The organism is Burkholderia sp. AU45388 (genome assembly GCF_030481585.1).
Classification (GTDB): domain Bacteria; phylum Pseudomonadota; class Gammaproteobacteria; order Burkholderiales; family Burkholderiaceae; genus Burkholderia; species Burkholderia sola.
In genome coordinates, this window is record NZ_JAUJPV010000003.1 from 200,894 (window position 1) to 215,864 (window position 14,971).

At 64.5% G+C, this 14,971-nt stretch carries 13 protein-coding genes and 1 pseudogene; 1 reads left to right on the forward strand and 13 read right to left on the reverse strand.

What is annotated here, in order from left to right; all coding sequences use genetic code 11:
- Positions 1–39 precede the first annotated feature (39 nt).
- The 10 genes and pseudogenes from QZM72_RS08385 to QZM72_RS08430 form a co-directional block, all read right to left on the reverse strand.
- Positions 40–1,464: an ISNCY family transposase gene (locus tag QZM72_RS08385; RefSeq protein ID WP_301737806.1), complete on the reverse strand. Its 1,425-nt coding sequence runs from the start codon at positions 1,462–1,464 to the stop codon at positions 40–42.
- A gap of 230 nt (positions 1,465–1,694) precedes the next feature.
- Entirely contained in the window at positions 1,695–3,059 is a 1,365-nt protein-coding gene (locus QZM72_RS08390; RefSeq protein WP_301737807.1) for an FAD-dependent oxidoreductase, read from the reverse strand.
- Positions 3,060–3,111: 52 nt separating this feature from the next.
- Positions 3,112–3,315 (reverse strand): annotated as a pseudogene (locus QZM72_RS08395) (alpha/beta fold hydrolase); the annotation flags it as partial.
- A 2-nt stretch (positions 3,316–3,317) separates the two neighbouring features.
- The gene (locus QZM72_RS08400) at positions 3,318–4,325 is read right to left on the reverse strand and encodes a zinc-binding alcohol dehydrogenase family protein (protein WP_301737957.1); all 1,008 of its coding nucleotides are present in this window, start codon (positions 4,323–4,325) and stop codon (positions 3,318–3,320) included.
- Between the two features lie 37 nt (positions 4,326–4,362).
- Positions 4,363–5,217 carry an alpha/beta fold hydrolase gene (locus QZM72_RS08405; RefSeq protein WP_301737808.1) on the reverse strand — a complete coding sequence of 285 codons (855 nt, stop codon included), beginning with the start codon at positions 5,215–5,217 and terminating at the stop codon, positions 4,363–4,365.
- Between the two features lie 44 nt (positions 5,218–5,261).
- A complete protein-coding gene (locus tag QZM72_RS08410; RefSeq protein WP_301737809.1) occupies positions 5,262–5,981 on the reverse strand; it encodes a hypothetical protein in 720 nt (239 codons plus the stop codon).
- A complete protein-coding gene (locus QZM72_RS08415) occupies positions 5,978–7,024 on the reverse strand; it encodes an alcohol dehydrogenase (protein WP_089469803.1) in 1,047 nt (348 codons plus the stop codon). The genes QZM72_RS08410 and QZM72_RS08415 overlap by 4 nt, the downstream gene beginning before the upstream one ends.
- A 308-nt stretch (positions 7,025–7,332) precedes the next feature.
- Positions 7,333–8,187 carry an alpha/beta fold hydrolase gene (locus QZM72_RS08420; RefSeq protein WP_301737810.1) on the reverse strand — a complete coding sequence of 285 codons (855 nt, stop codon included), beginning with the start codon at positions 8,185–8,187 and terminating at the stop codon, positions 7,333–7,335.
- 105 nt (positions 8,188–8,292) lie between these two features.
- Positions 8,293–8,661, reverse strand: coding sequence for a response regulator transcription factor (locus QZM72_RS08425; protein ID WP_089469801.1), 369 nt, complete (start codon positions 8,659–8,661; stop codon positions 8,293–8,295).
- A 139-nt stretch (positions 8,662–8,800) separates the two neighbouring features.
- Entirely contained in the window at positions 8,801–9,238 is a 438-nt protein-coding gene (locus QZM72_RS08430; RefSeq protein WP_301737811.1) for a DUF3331 domain-containing protein, read from the reverse strand.
- A gap of 401 nt (positions 9,239–9,639) precedes the next feature.
- On the opposite strand from QZM72_RS08430, the gene QZM72_RS08435 reads away from it, so the two are divergent.
- Positions 9,640–10,881, forward strand: a complete 1,242-nt coding sequence (locus QZM72_RS08435) for an ATP-binding protein (RefSeq protein WP_301737812.1) — start codon at positions 9,640–9,642, stop codon at positions 10,879–10,881.
- 18 nt (positions 10,882–10,899) lie between these two features.
- On the opposite strand, the gene QZM72_RS08440 is transcribed toward QZM72_RS08435, so the two are convergent.
- The 3 genes from QZM72_RS08440 to QZM72_RS08450 all read right to left on the reverse strand — a co-directional run bounded on the left by QZM72_RS08440 (position 10,900) and on the right by QZM72_RS08450 (position 14,849).
- Entirely contained in the window at positions 10,900–11,535 is a 636-nt protein-coding gene (locus tag QZM72_RS08440) for a response regulator transcription factor (protein ID WP_089469798.1), read from the reverse strand.
- A 380-nt stretch (positions 11,536–11,915) separates the two neighbouring features.
- Positions 11,916–12,875: a GlxA family transcriptional regulator gene (locus tag QZM72_RS08445; protein WP_089469797.1), complete on the reverse strand. Its 960-nt coding sequence runs from the start codon at positions 12,873–12,875 to the stop codon at positions 11,916–11,918.
- Between the two features lie 528 nt (positions 12,876–13,403).
- Positions 13,404–14,849: an NAD-dependent succinate-semialdehyde dehydrogenase gene (locus tag QZM72_RS08450; RefSeq protein ID WP_089469796.1), complete on the reverse strand. Its 1,446-nt coding sequence runs from the start codon at positions 14,847–14,849 to the stop codon at positions 13,404–13,406.
- Positions 14,850–14,971 lie beyond the last annotated feature (122 nt).

Below are 14,971 nucleotides of genomic sequence, written 5' to 3' on the forward strand. Positions count from 1 at the left end.
CGTTGAAGCGCCGAGCTTGAAGCAGCAGGGCGCTTACGTTCACCCGCGGGCCTTCGTAGACCGCCGATTCGATTCCGTTTGATGTGTTTGTGAAGCGACCTGCAGGATGGCTGCTTCGATATCAGTTTCCGTGAACGCACGCTGTTTCTTGGCACCTGGCAACGATGCCTTGGCTCGTACCGGTAGCCCTCGATTGGCGCGCGACGGGGAACCCGAAATCCGCCGGTTATCGCGCTGCGCTTGAATCGCTTCAGCCACTTGCAGCGCGTGGCTCAGGCGCTTGTGTTCGATGATCGCGCCTTGATCGACCTCTGCCAGTTTGTCGTAAAGACGACATCGCAATACCTCGCCATCAGCCTGGATCTCGATCCGACCATCCGGATACTCCCAGACGTCGATGTAGCGATGAATCAACTTCCGATTCTCAAGCGTATCGTCCAGCAAATACAGCACCCGGTCGTACAGCACCGTGAGCGACTTCGAGACCCGACGCGTTTCGCGCCAGGTCATCACCCGGTCCAGATTCTCGTCGTCTCGCAGCGGCCGGTGCGCATTGAAGTCGCTGCGCGGCGGCTTCGCGAAGCGACGGTTGAAATCAGCGATGAAGGAGGGCGCATACGCGTTGGCGTCGGCTACCGTGCTGATGCCGCGCAAGCGCATTTCCTTGACCAACCGGTCCTGCAGCGTCAGGTTGGCCCGTTCCACTCGTCCCTTCGCCGAACTGCTGTTCGCGCAGAACGTGTCGATGTTCAGCTCGTACATGGCCCTGCCAAACTGCGTCACGCTGCTGCCGGTCTTGCCCGCGGTCGGGCTGCGGAACACGCTGTACTTGTCGCTGTAGAGCGCCACGGGCTTGCCATGGCGCTCCAGATACGTCCACGTCGCCTCGAAGTAGCTGAACGTCGATTCGGTCTGCGTGAAGTGCAGCATCATCAGCCGGCTCGTCGCGTCGTCCACATACACCAGCAGCGTGCAGGCCGGTGCCCGTTCCTCGAACCACCGATGATCGCTGCCGTCGATCTGGATCAGCTCGCCGAGGCAAGCCCGGCGCGCTCGCGGCTGATAAACCTTCGGCGGTCGTTGCCGGCGCGGAATCCACAGCCCGGCGTCCGTCATCAGCCTTCTGACCGTTTCCTTCGACAACTGCAGCCCGTGGCATTCCCACAGCTTCTCGCAGGCCAGCGTCGGCCCGAAATCGGCGTAGCGCTCACGAATCAGGCTCAAGGCACGATGCGCCAAATCCTCGGGCAGTTGATGGTTGCTCGCGTGACCACGACGCTGCGAAATCAGCCCGACCGGGCCAGCAGCGCGATACCGGGCGACCAGCCGTTCAATCTGCCGGCGACTGATCCCGAGCCGCTCCGCGGCTCGCCAAGGCATCAGATGCTGCTCGATCACGGCTTCCACGACCTTTAGACGGTCCAGCTCCCGCATGCTCATGGTGATCAGTCCAGGTTGGCCCACGATGCGCTCCGGCAGTTCAAACCGCCGCCAGCATGCGCCGAAACCCTCGAACTACGACATTTCAACTTTGCCCAGATACGACATTACAACTTTGCTCTTACAATTTGAAGTTCGATAATTCACGTTATGTTAAATTTAGCCGGGTAATCGCACTAAACAAAGATCCGCTGGCACCGAAGTGCCTGCAGACTGGTAATCGCCGTCGCTTCGCTTGCTCGCTTACATCACATTCAACGTAACGTAGCGAACAGCAGGTTCAGCCCTTCCGAAACAATCGGATGACCGATGATCGCGTCGCGCACTGCCGTATACGGCAGTCCACCGAGCATCGCCATCTGGACAGCGGTCGTCACGTCTCCGGCGCCCGTGCCGACCATCGTGAATCCCAGGATCGCGCCGGTGCCCGGGTGCACGAGCGCTTTCAAAAATCCCCGCGTGTTACCGTCGGTGCGGGCACGCGGCACGGCCGTCATCGGCAGTTTCGCGACCCGGACGTCGATGTTGCGCGCCTTCGCATCGACTTCGTTCAGGCCGATGCGGCCCAGCTCCGGGTCGATAAACAACGCATAAGGGACGATGCGTCCGGCGGTGCTCGCCGATCGGCACTCGATACCGGCCTTCAGCACGCGGTAGTCGTCGAACGACGCATGCGTGAACATCGGCGTGCCCGCAACTTCGCCGATCGCCCAAGTGCGTTCCGCGGTCGTCGCGAGCTGATGATCGACCTTGATGAATCCGCGCTCGGTGGTCTCCACGCCGGCAAGCTCGAGCCCGATGCCGGCCGTCTGCGGCACACGCCCGGTCGCAACGAGCAGATGCGAGCCGTCGACGACGCGGCCGTCGGCCAGCGCCACCGTGACACGGTCGCCGCTTTTTCCGCGCACGTCGACGAACTTGGCAGCCAGCTCGAGCCGAATGCCGTCGTCGGTCAGCGCCTGCTGGATGACCGTGCTGACGTCGTCGTCCTCGCGCATCGCCACGCGCGGCGTATCGCTGATGAGCGTGACAGCACTGCCGAGCCGCCGGAATGCCTGCGCCATCTCGAGCCCGATATAGCCGCCGCCGATGACGACGAGGTGCGCCGGAAGCGTCGTCAGGCGCAACGCTTCCACGTGCGTGAGCGGCTGCGCATCTATCAGGCCGGGCACGTCCGGAATCGACGCGACCGTGCCAGTGTTGATGTAGACGTTCTCGCCCTCGTAGATCGTTTCGGTCCCGTCCGCTGCACGGACGGCGATGGTTCGCGGCGCGACGAACCGCCCTGTCCCGATCACCAGTTCGAGCCCCGACTGCGCGAATGCGCGGCGATTGAGGTCGACCATCCCGTCCACAACCGACGAAATGTACGAGGAAACGGCAGTCATATCCGCGGTCACGTCTTCCCGCCTTGCCGCTTCGCGCCATGCGTGCATCGCGCGCGCATTGTGAATCAGCGCCTTGCTCGGGATGCACGCGACGTTGATGCACGATCCGCCGATCATCCCCCGCTCGATCACCGCAACGCGCCTGCCCTGCCGGGCCATGTCCATCGCGAGCGATTTACCGCCCTTGCCGCCGCCCAGAAACAGGTACTCAACTCGTTTGACGTCCGCCATTCTGGCCTCCAAGTTCCATTCGTCCAGTTCGATGCCGGTGAATCCCGCGCATTCCATGGCCGCGCCGGTCGTGCGCGATCACGCGGTAGCCGTTCTGCACGGGGAACAGCATCTGCGCGTCCCATGCGTCGGCGTTCAACGGCCAGCCGCGCGAAAACACGACCGGGCGGCCGACGTCCCAGTCCTTGTAGAAAATCCGCGTGCCGTCTTTCGTGGTGGTGGTCACGGTGTTGTCGTCGGTGTTGTATCGGAGCATGCTCAGAAACCATCCAGCACGATCTTGCCCTTCGCACGCCCCGCTTCGAGCAATGCGTGCGCGCGTCGCAAGTTCGTCGCGTCGATCTTGCCGAGGTGCTCGCCGACGGTGCTCTTGAGCACGCCGCCGTCGATCAGTGTCGCCACACGTGCGAGCAGCGCGTGCTGACGGTCCATGTCCGGCGTGCGGAACATCGAACGCGTGAACATGAACTCCCAATGGAGCGAGATGGATTTGCGCTTCAGCGGCATCGCGTCGAGCGTGTCGGGATCGTCGATCAGCGCGAGCTGGCCCTGGGGCTTGAGGATGTCGACAATCTGCGTGTAGTACGCATCGGTATGGGTGAGACTGATCACGTGGTCCACCTGCTCGATGCCCAGTGCATGCAGTTGCGACTGCAACGGGTTTCCATGGCCTATCACGTGGTGCGCTCCGAGCTCGGCAACCCATGCGTGCGTGGCCGGCCGCGATGCCGTGCCGATCACGGTCAGCGCGGTCAGATTGCGCGCGAGTTGCACCAGGATGGACCCAACGCCACCGCCCGCGCCGATTACCAGCAGGCTCTGCCCTGCACCGCCGCGCTCGGCGACGTTCAGTCGATCGAACAGCAGCTCCCACGCCGTGATGGCCGTCAACGGCAGTGCCGCGGCGTCGGCAGCGCCAAGCGTCGTGGGCCGGCGGCTCGCGATGCGCTCGTCCACGAGACCGTATTCCGCGTAGCTGCCCGGGCGCGTGATGTCGCCGGCATACCAGACCTTGTCGCCCGGTTCGAACAACTCGACGTCGCTGCCAACCGCCTCAACCGTTCCGGCCGCGTCCCAGCCCAGAATGCGCGGGGCGCTCGGCTGAACGCCGAGCCGCAGCTTCGAGTCGACCGGGTTGACGGCGATCGCGTCGATCTTCACAAGCAAATCGCGCGGGCCGGGTGCCGGCACCGGGAGGTCCGTTTCGTACAACGCATCGGGGTCGTCGATCGGCAGACCGGCCTTGGCATAAACGATGGCTTTCATGAATGGCTCCTTGAAGGGGCGAACGATGGCTTTCCGGTCACGCGCCGCGCAGGAATTCGCGCACGTGCGACACATACGCCGGCGCGTACTGGAAAAGCGCGCCGTGTCCGGAATTCGGGTATACGATCAACGTCGCGTCGGGCAGACCTTGCGCCAGCACGAAACTGTTGGCGGTCGGAATCATGCGGTCGTCGTCGCCGTTGGTGACGAGCACTGGCTGCTTGATTCCGCTCAACTTGCCGGCCGCGTCACCGCGCGAGTTCGCCCACGCGATCATCGCGTGCAGCTGCGCAGACGCGACTTCGGGCCCGGCCGGCCGATCGCGCTCCGCGCCGCGCGCGTCGAGGCGACCGACGAATGCGTCGGCCGCCGCCTGGCCCGCCGGCGTCGCCGGAAAAAACAGGCGCTTGAGTTTTTCGCTCATCGGCATCTCGTCGTCCGTAAAGATCGCGAGCAATTCCGGCCGGTCCATCCCCGCGCCTTCGCCGCCTTCGGGCGCGGTGCCCGACAGGATCATCCGCTCGACCAAGTCGGGCCTGGCAAGTGCGATGTCCTGTGCGAGAAACCCGCCGAGCGAGAATCCGAGGATATGCAGTCTGCCGATAGACAGCGCGTCGACGAACCGCAGCACGTGCTCGGCCATCTGCGCGATCGACGTCGGAACCTGTCCGCCGGAGCGGCCGACGCCGGCATTGTCGAACAGGATGATTTCGCGGTCGCGCGCGAGCGCGTCGACGATCACGGGATCCCAGTTGTCGAGCGTGCCGGTGAAGTGCTGCAGACAGAGCAGCGGAAGACCGCCGCCTTCGTTGCCGAAGCGACGATACGCGTAGCGCACGCCGGATGCATCGACGTAGCGCGTCGGTGCGATGGATGATGCAATTTCAGTCATGGTTCGGTCCTCGATGGCCATGCGATGCGCGACGTGGTTCGCGCTCAGCCGAGCGCGATGTCGTGCAGGTCGATCGATACGACGAGCGGCTCGGGAACCGCGTGTCCATCCGGCGTTCTCGGGTAGATGCGTCGCTTCGTCGGGAAACGGATGCCGGACACGGTCGTGTAATCGCTGACGTAATGCGCGCCGGGCGTGTTGCCCGCGATTTCGACGTCGTAGTCCAGACGGCGGATCAGCCCCTCTGGCCCGACGTAGATCGTCTGCGCTTTACTGAACACTTCGAGCGTATTCGGGTAGTGGACTCGAATCCTGCGCCACGTTTCGCCCTGCTCGTTCCAGATGCCGTCCTCTTCGCAGCTCACACCGTCCCACGCGAGCACGAACGGTGCGTTCAGATACGTCCACATCGCGCATCCGGCGAAGAATGCGAGCTGCAACGCGTCCCAACCTGTTTCGAGCGTATGTCCGTCGAACGATTGGCGCGGCTGCTCACGCTGCGCGAGCACGTGCCCTGACGCATCGAACAGAGCGATACGCTCGCCGGTGAACTCGCTGCGTGCGGCCAATGCGCCGACCGGCGCATGCGAAGCCCATTGGCGATCGGTCGCGACCGTTACGGTCGTGTCGTCGAGCACGCCGGCGTGCCCCTTGAGGCCCCAGAGTGCGCCGCCCTGAACGAGCCGGGCCCGAACCTGCCGAAACTTGCGCCACTGCTCGAGCCCACCGTGGGCGTCGATGACGGTTTGAGCGATTGCGTTCATGCGCTAACTCCTGTGGGGGCGGAATTCATCGTCAGTACCGCGCGGAAACGGACGTCCGCGCGCATCATTCGGTCATATGCGGCTTGTGCCTGCTCGAGCGGAAACGTCTCGATCATCGGCCGCACGTTCTGCAGCCGTGCGAACGCGAGCGTCTCTTCGTTATCCGCCACGGTTCCGGTCAGCGCGCCGACGACAGAGCGACCGCCGAACACGAGGTCGACCGCGTTCACCGCGATCGGCTCGCCGGGCACGGCGACGACGACCAGCCTGCCGCGCGCGGACAACCCCGCGACGGTCTCGGCCATCCCGGAGCCGGTCGGCGCCGTGCCGAGCACGACCTTCGCACCGCCCATTGCCCGCAGCGCGGCGGCGACGTCCTCGGTCCGCGCATCGATATAGCGATGCGCGCCGAGCTGCGCGGCGAGCGCGGCCTTGTCCGCACCGCGCGCGATCGCGACGGTGTGGAAACCCATCCGGTTCGCGAACTGCACGGCAAGATGGCCGAGACCGCCCAGGCCGTGGATCGCGACCACGTCGCCCGGCCGCGCGCCCGCATTGCGCAGCGCGTTGAACGTAGTGAGGCCAGCACAGAGCAACGGTGCTGCCTCCGCCGCGTCGAGATCGTCCGGCACACGAACGAGACCGCGCGCTTCGGCCAGCATGATCTCCGCGTAACCGCCGTCGGTCGTCATCCCGGTGATCACGGGGTTCTCGCAGTTCACGACGTCGCCGTGCCGGCACGACGAACAGGTACGGTCCTCGCCGGCCAGAAAGCCGACGCCAACGCGCTGGCCGATCCGCCAGCCTTCGACGCCGTTGCCGACCGCCTCGATGCGCCCGACGACCTCGTGGCCCGGCACGCGTGGCGGTGCGCCGTCCGGCGCCTGGCGTTCAACGGTCGCGCTGTCGGAATGGCACACGCCGCACGCTTCCACGCGGATACGCACTTGTCCGTATGCGGGCTCTGGAATCTGCCGCTCGACCAGCTCCAACTGGCCGGGCGCCTTGACTACCGCCGCGCGGTAGGTCGTTGAATGAGTCATGTTTTCCTCGTTACACGAAACGGAAGTTGGACAAATCGACGCCGACGATCAGGGGTGCACCGTCACGTGCGAATCGGTCAGCACGCCGTCGCGCTTTTTAAGCGGTCAGATCACGCCCGTGTGATGCAATTGCGCCGATACGCTGCGGAAACTCATGAAGCGTTCCATGCCACCTGCCGCGCGAATCGCCAACTCGACCAGATCTTCCATTTGCATTCCTTATCAATAAACCAATACGTCTTTCCGCCATTCATTACAGGGTTCGATCGGCAGCGTGCCGACGTGTCCTGTTTCTTTTGCGTGCGCGCTTAGCCGGCGCGCGTGCCGACGAACGCCGCGATATGTTTCGCGCAGGCCACCGGATACTCGAGCTGCGGCCCGTGTCCGGTGCGCGGCAGCGTCACGACATGCAGCGTCGGCAGTTGGCTGTTGAGCGCATACCAGTTCTCGACCGGAAACACGATGTCGTGATCGCCGCCGACATGGAGAACCGGAATCGACGTCGTCCTGAGTGCATCGAGCACGGCGTCGGCCGGGAAAACGGGATTCCGCGGGCCGTCGCCGACCTGCTGCCCCGCCCATTCGATCGGCACGGCCGGGCTAGGGTCGAGCGTCCGTTGTGCGATCCGCGCCGCGGCTTGCTCGGCCGCCGCACGACTCGCCGGCGAGGTCGGCTCAAAGAACAGGGTGACGAAATCGTCGAAGTCGTTTTCGCGCTTCGCCATCGTGTAGAACAGCTGCTCGCCGGGCTTGACCAGCGGCCCCGGCGGCGTGGTCGCGATCAGGACTGCATGCGTGACAAGCTGCGGCGCCGTCGCGACCACGATCTGAGCCGCCATTCCGCCGACCGACCATCCGCCAATGACGACGTTCCCGAGCTTCAGCTCGACAATCAGATCGATCGCGTCCTTCGCGAGCGAGGCCGGGTGGTACGTGCGCTCGCCGGTCGATTGCCCGAGCCCGCTGTAGTCGAAAATCGTGACCTGAAATCCCTGTTCGACAAGACTGTCGAGGAACAGCGGGTCCCACGTGTCCATGGTTCCGCGAAAGCGCACGCATAGCACGAGCGGCGTTCCCGAACCGAACGTTCGATACGCCAGGCGCCGCCCATCGACGTCGACGAACTGCGTTCTCGCGCCCAGACTGGGCTTATCGTTTTCCATAAATGATCCTGTCGTTTTAAATCGAAACCACGCAGTCAAAACGCGCAACCGCGGCGACGCGACCCGGGCACCGTTGTTCTAGCCACGTGCTTGCCTGCCAATCCTTCAGCATCCCGCGAGCGCTCGCATCAGCCACTGCACAAGTTCGCGCGGATCGAACGGTTTCTCCAGCACGCACAATGCGCCGAGACGTCGCGCTTCAATCAGGCGGCGCGTACTCGGATGCGCAGTCACGAAGATGAGCGGCACATCACAACACCCCGCGCGCAGACAGTCGAGCAATTCGATGCCCGACATGCCGGCCAACTGGATATCGCATACGATGCAGTGCGACGGCCCGTTCCTTCCATATTCGAGAAACGCTTCGGCCGACGCGTACAGCCTCACGCGGACGCCCATCGATCGCACGAGCGATTCCAGCGACTGTCTCATCGCCACTTCATCGTCGATGATGCAAACCGTCTTGTCGTGCACTGGGTGTCTCGCGTGACGTCGCACTCGCCGGCTGAAGCCGGCAACGCAACCGGATTTCGGACAGCGTATCCGCCCTACCGTGCCGCGACAATCATGCCGAGGTATGGTGCCGCCCATACCGGCAGCATCCGTTCGCGCTTCACTCGTTGTCGTCGCGGCGTAACCGGGCCTGCGTGACGGCCGCCGCATGGATCATCCTGTCCCAGTTGCACGGAATGGTGCGCCCACGCCCCTGAGGCCGATATACCCGATCGCCGCAACGGATCGGCAGGCCCGTCAGCACGCAGCGCGACGACGTTCGCGCAGTCACGCATTGCCACACCTGTTCGCCGAAATGCCCGAATCTCGGATCGCTCCAGCGCACGCTGACCGACGTATCCGACAGAATCTCTACGATCCTGATCCGCGCGGATGCCGGCGACGCCGCGGCGGCGTCCGCCCCGTCGTTGCGTATGCCGCGCCCTCGCCGCCTGTGTCGGTCTGCCGTTCCCGGCAAACCGTCGCGCGGGCCGGGCATCCTCGATGGGTCCAGTAGGCGCAGCAAAGCACTTTCGAAAACATCGTCGTGTGCGAACATTGGCTGTGTCATATCTACGGTTCCCCTCGCATCGAACGCGCATGTGCTGCGAACATGACGGCGAATTCTGTCGCAAAGCCGCGCATTTCGCGGCTTTGCGACGCCCTGCGCCACACACTTCGTTCACGTTGAAGCGCAGTCTAGGGGAACTAATTTCCGCGATCCATCAGCCTGTGGTCGATGCACGCCCATACCAAGGTGTGCACCATTGCACCCGTCATGCGTACGAGTGGCAGGGCGGCCGATTCAAGCCAGCGAGACTCGACCGATCTGTCTTATAGTTGAAGCTGCATCGAACGCGCACGCAATGCGTCGTCCGTCGTCCCGATGCTTCAGATGCTTCACTTACGGTCATCCGGTCTCGCGCATCGCGCGAGGCCCAGCGCGAGCACCACGTCCCCATGTCAACGTCCGCAATCGTCACGCTCGACCAGCCCGCCGATCTCCACTCCGCGGAAAGCGAGCTTTTCATGTCGGCGCCAATCCCGATCCTTATCGAGGACTGGTCGCGCGTCTATCGGGCGGTGAGCGAGCTCCGGCGCGCCGGCATCGACGACATCGACCGCTATTTGGACGAGCATCCGCAGGCCGTCTCGACCCTTCGCAGCCTGCACGCGTTCGTGGCGGCCAACGACGCAGTGGTGAGCCTCTTCGAAGCGGAATCGAAAGAGCATTTCCTGCAGCATGCGGAGATACTGTTGCCGGCCGACAGGCTCAGCAACCGCGCGGTGCTGCGCGCAATCTACGAAAATCGCGCAGCCTGCCAGGGCGAGCGCACGCTGGTGACATTCAAGGGTCGCCGTGTGCCGATCGTATGGCGCTGCTCCCTGCCGAAGAACGAGGACGGTTACCGGCGGCTGCATTTCTATGCGTTCGATGTGACCGAACAGAAGGAAAACGCCGACAGGCTCACCGCATTGCGCGCCGAAGCGGCACGTGCGGCGCGCATTTCGCTGTTCGGTGAGATGTCAGCCTCGATCCTGCACGAGGTCAGCCAACCGCTGTCGGCGGCCGGCTCGGCGGCCGAAGCGGCGTTGCGCTGGCTCGCACGCGACGAGCCCGACATCGCTGAAGCGGCGGACGCGATCGCCCAGGCAGCGCGCTGGACGCGCGACGCGACGGAAATTTGCCGCAAGATCCGCGGCTTCGTCGGCAAGGCACCGGTCAAATGCGTCGACTTCGCGGCCGCTGACGCGGTGCAGGCCGCGTTGTTCCTGATCGCACCCGAAGCCGCTGCGCGGGACGTTCGTGTCGACAGCGCGATCGATCCGGGCGCGCACGTCTTTGCCGATCCGCTGCAAGTCCAACAAGTGCTCGCGAACCTGCTGATGAACGGCATTCAGGCGATCGGAAGCGGCCCGTCGCCAGAGCGAACGCTCACGGTCTCGGTCAGGCAGGACGGATCCGATGTCGTATTCGACGTGCGTGACACCGGGCCAGGTATCGAGCAGCAATCGATCGATCAGCTTTTCCAGCCATTTTTCACGAGCAAGCCCGACGGCATGGGGATGGGCCTCACGGTCGCTCGCTCCATCGTCGACGCGCACAACGGACGAATCTGGGCACGCGGTGAGCCGGGTGCCGGCTGCTGCTTCTCGTTCGCCCTTCCCGCGCATCGACTGGAACCGGACCTCGATGCATGACGGTCGTGGTGTGCTACGTCATGTCGACAACGACACGCCGATCACCTCGGACTTGCGCACGAGATCGGCGAGCGACGATGCGTTCATCTTGCGCATCACCGACGCGCGGTGCTGCTTGATCGTAATCAGGCTCAAGCCGAGGTGCGACGCGATCTGCTTGTTCAGTGCTCCGCTGACGACGTAAGCCAGCACTTCGCGTTCACGGCGCGTGAGCAACTCGAACGATTGCTGCAGTTCGTGGCGCGTGTCGTTGCGGACGCGCCGCGCCGCATCGAGCGATAGCGCGAGATTCACAGCGTCGATCAACTCCTGATCAGTGAAGGGTTTGACCAGAAAGTCGACCGCCCCGCCCTTCAGCGCCTTTCGGCACACGTCGACATCGGCGAACCCGGTGATGACGACAATCGGGATCGGCGGCCGGTCCTGCGCGTGCTGGAACATCAGTCCGCTCTCGCCGCGCAACCGCACGTCGAGAAGCAGGCAGCTCGTGACGTTCTCCCGCTGCGTTGCGCGCAACTCCGCGGTAGTCGCGAACGTCACGACACGCAAGCCCACCGATCGCAACAGCGTATCGAGCGATGCACGCATGGCCGGATCGTCGTCGACGACGTATACCACCGCGGTCGAATCGTCTTGCGTCGCTGCATCTGACATATCCTGCGCCCCAACCATTCATTCAATTTCAGCTACACCGTCGCGAAGCGCCTCTCGTGCGCTAGGACGACGGGGGCGTTCGACTTCTCGTCGGGCTTCGGGCGGCAAGGGTGGCCCCGGCCATGGCGGGCCGGCGGAACACTTGCGTTCGGCTCACGCGGCCGGCGAGGTGACGGAAACGCTGCATGAGGCGGTTCCGCGAAAACGCCGACCGCCACCCGTGCGACCCGTTGGCAATGGGTCGTCGTCGGTTCGGCATGCGGAATGCGGTGCCCCCAACAGAGAACATTCTATTGACGAAGGCCGCGCGCGGAGGGACGCAGTTCCCTCGTTTCGGGCCATGCTGTTGCAGCGCGGAATGCGGTAACGGACGGCGCCGCTCAGTCGGCGCCTGTTTGTTCCGGTTTGCGTTGCCGACGCAACGCCTGTGGCGGCTGGCCGAAGGCGCGCATGAACGATCGCCGCATCCGTTCGGGATCGGCGTATCCGGTCTCACGCGCGATCGTGTCGATGGTCCACGATGAGCCCGTCACGAAATCCCGAGCGGTTTCGAGACGGATGCGCTCGACTGCCTTTGCGGGCGTCAGCCCTGTTTCATCCTTGAAGCGGCGCGTAAACTGGCGCCTGCTCATTCTCGCCACGTCGGCCAGCTTGTCGACGGTCAGGTCGGTTCCGAGATTCGCTCGGATGTGCGTGATGACGTCGTGGATCCGGTTGGTACGCGCCGGATGTTCAATCAGCACGGAAGACTGCGGCTGCGACCCTGAACGTCGCCAGCGCTCAATCACGAGATCCTTCGCCACCTGGAAGGCGGCGTCTGGGCCCAGATCGTCTTCGAGCATCGCGAGTGCCATGTCGATGGCCGTACTCATTCCTGCCGAGCTCCAGAGCGTGCCGTCGCGCACGAAGATGCAGTCCCGCTCGACCGTCACGGCCGGATAGCGGTCGCGGAACTGGTCGAGAAAAGCCCAATGCGTCGTAGCGCGGCGCCCGTCCAGCAGCCCCGCCTCGGCGAGGAGGAATGCGCCCATGCAAATCGACGCCATTCGCTCGACCTTGCCGGATAATTCCAGGAGCAGTTCGCGCATGCCGTCCGTGAGCCCTTGCGGCGGCGTCGATAGCGATGCGCCGACGAACACCGTATGCAGGTCCGACATTCGCGCCGACTTCGTCGACGCAGACATGCCGAAAGACGCTGCAACCGGGCACCCATCTTCCGAGATCACGCTGACTTCGTATACGGAACGGCCAGCACGGAGATTGGCGATATCGAATACGGACAATGCGAGCAGACTCATCACTTGAAACTGCGGGACGAGAACAAGTCCAATGCGACGCATACTGACCTCACGCGAATCGGCATCGGCGGTGATTGCCGGCGATACCGCGACAGACGAAAAAAGCGGGCATGCGGCATCAGCGCGACATGCCGGCGGGCACGCTCGCGATGCTACAGGATTACGCAATAGGTCGGAGCGGGCCTATTAAACTCCGCGGCTGCGAATCAAAATGATCAGACAGAAGAATTTTTTGATTCCGGTAATCCGGAAGTGACGCCCGGCTACTGTGCTGCCAGCTGCTCGAGAAATGAGCATCGACTCGTTTCAGATTTCACGCGATCACGCCGAGGCATAGCGCAACCGCGTGTCGCTAACGACCGCGACACGCGGCACACACCTCGTCGGTCTTGCTGCCGCGGCCGCAAGATGCGGCGCTCGCCGCGCGGCGAGCCAGTGCTGTCTCAACTTTCCGCAAACCGCCAGTCCCGTGAGCTCGCCGTCCCAAACGCGACAGTAGCTCACCGTCGTTCGCATAAATCCGCCAATCGGGCGCGCCCCAACAGCAGCGCGCCCACCCTCAACCGACCATCAAACAGCCATCACCGTCACCGACTTCGTGACGAGATACGGCTCCAGCGCTTCCGGCCCGCCTTCCGACCCATAGCCCGAATCCTTCACGCCGCCGAACGGCATTTCCGGCCACGGCGTCGCCGGCTGGTTGATCCACAGCATCCCGACTTCGAGGCGCTGCGTCAGCAGGTGCACGTTCGCGAACGACCGCGTGAACGCGTAGCCGGCCAGACCGAACGGCAGACGGTTCGCCTCGGCGATCGCATCCTCGAGCTTGTCGAACCCGCGAATCGCGGCAACGGGGCCGAACGGCTCGTTGTTGAACACGTCCGCTTCGAGCGGCACGTTCGCGATCACGGTCGGTGCGAAGAAGTTGCCTTCCGCGCCGATCCGCTCGCCGCCGGTCTCGATGCTCGCGCCGACCTTGCGCGCGTTGTCGACGACCGACGCCATCGCGGTCAGGCGTCGCGGGTTCGCGAGCGCGCCGAGCGTCGTGCCTTCGTCGAGACCATTGCCGACCTTCAGCCCTTGTGCATGCTTGACCAGCGCGCGCGTGAATTCGTCGCGGATGCTGTTGTGCACGAGGAAGCGCGTCGGCGAAATGCAGACCTGCCCCGCATTGCGGAACTTCGCGCCGCCGGCGGCCTTCACCGCGAGCGCGACGTCCGCGTCCTCGGCGACGATCACCGGCGCGTGGCCGCCCAGTTCCATCGTCGCGCGCTTCATGTGCTGGCCCGCGAGCGCGGCCAGCTGCTTGCCGACCGGCGTCGAACCCGTGAACGTGACCTTCCGGATCACCGGGTGCGGAATCAGGTACGACGAGATTTCGGCGGGATCGCCGTACACGAGGCCGATCACGCCCGCCGGCACGCCCGCGTCGACGAACGCGCGCAGCAGCGCGGCCGGCGATGCCGGCGTTTCTTCCGGCGCCTTCACGAGGAACGAACAGCCGGTCGCAAGCGCCGCGCTCAGCTTGCGCACGACCTGGTTGACCGGGAAATTCCACGGCGTGAATGCCGCGACCGGGCCGACCGGCTCCTTCACGACCGTCTGCTGCGCGCCGAGGTTGCGCGGCGGCACGATCCGGCCGTACACGCGGCGGCCTTCGTCCGCGAACCATTCGATGATGTCGGCCGCCGACAGCACTTCGACGCGCGCTTCGGTGAGCGGCTTGCCCTGCTCCTGCGTCATCAGCTGCGCGATCGCGTCGGCGCGTTCGCGCACCAGCGCGGCCGCCTTGCGCATCGTCGCCGCGCGTTCGTTCGCGGGCACCTTGCGCCATGCTTCGAAGCCGCGTTGCGCGGCGGCGAGCGCACGGTCGAGATCGGCGATGCCCGCGTGGGCCACCTTGCCGATCGCCTTGCCGGTCGCCGGGTTCACGACGTCGATCGTCTTGCCGCTCGCGGCGTCGACCCACTCGCCGTCGATCAGCAGTTGCGTATCCGTATAAGTCACGTTAGCCATCCAGACACCCCTACATTGCGTCGATAAAACGCGCGCTGCCGCGAACGGCCGCACGCGGGTTGACAGAAACAGAAAAAGCCACGCCGCCGGGGCAGGCACGCGCCCGACGGCGTCGACGGCAG

Excerpts from the sequence above, each read along its gene's own strand:
- QZM72_RS08390 (WP_301737807.1), bottom strand. The coding sequence starts at position 3,059 with ATGGCGGACGTCAAACGAGTTGAGTACCTGTTTCTGGGCGGCGGCAAG.
- QZM72_RS08400 (WP_301737957.1), bottom strand. The coding sequence starts at position 4,325 with ATGAAAGCCATCGTTTATGCCAAGGCCGGTCTGCCGATCGACGACCCC.
- QZM72_RS08405 (WP_301737808.1), bottom strand. The coding sequence starts at position 5,217 with ATGACTGAAATTGCATCATCCATCGCACCGACGCGCTACGTCGATGCA.
- QZM72_RS08410 (WP_301737809.1), bottom strand. The coding sequence starts at position 5,981 with ATGAACGCAATCGCTCAAACCGTCATCGACGCCCACGGTGGGCTCGAG.
- QZM72_RS08415 (WP_089469803.1), bottom strand. The coding sequence starts at position 7,024 with ATGACTCATTCAACGACCTACCGCGCGGCGGTAGTCAAGGCGCCCGGC.
- QZM72_RS08420 (WP_301737810.1), bottom strand. The coding sequence starts at position 8,187 with ATGGAAAACGATAAGCCCAGTCTGGGCGCGAGAACGCAGTTCGTCGAC.
- QZM72_RS08430 (WP_301737811.1), bottom strand. The coding sequence starts at position 9,238 with ATGTTCGCACACGACGATGTTTTCGAAAGTGCTTTGCTGCGCCTACTG.
- QZM72_RS08435 (WP_301737812.1), top strand. The coding sequence starts at position 9,640 with ATGTCAACGTCCGCAATCGTCACGCTCGACCAGCCCGCCGATCTCCAC.
- QZM72_RS08440 (WP_089469798.1), bottom strand. The coding sequence starts at position 11,535 with ATGTCAGATGCAGCGACGCAAGACGATTCGACCGCGGTGGTATACGTC.
- QZM72_RS08445 (WP_089469797.1), bottom strand. The coding sequence starts at position 12,875 with ATGCGTCGCATTGGACTTGTTCTCGTCCCGCAGTTTCAAGTGATGAGT.
- QZM72_RS08450 (WP_089469796.1), bottom strand. The coding sequence starts at position 14,849 with ATGGCTAACGTGACTTATACGGATACGCAACTGCTGATCGACGGCGAG.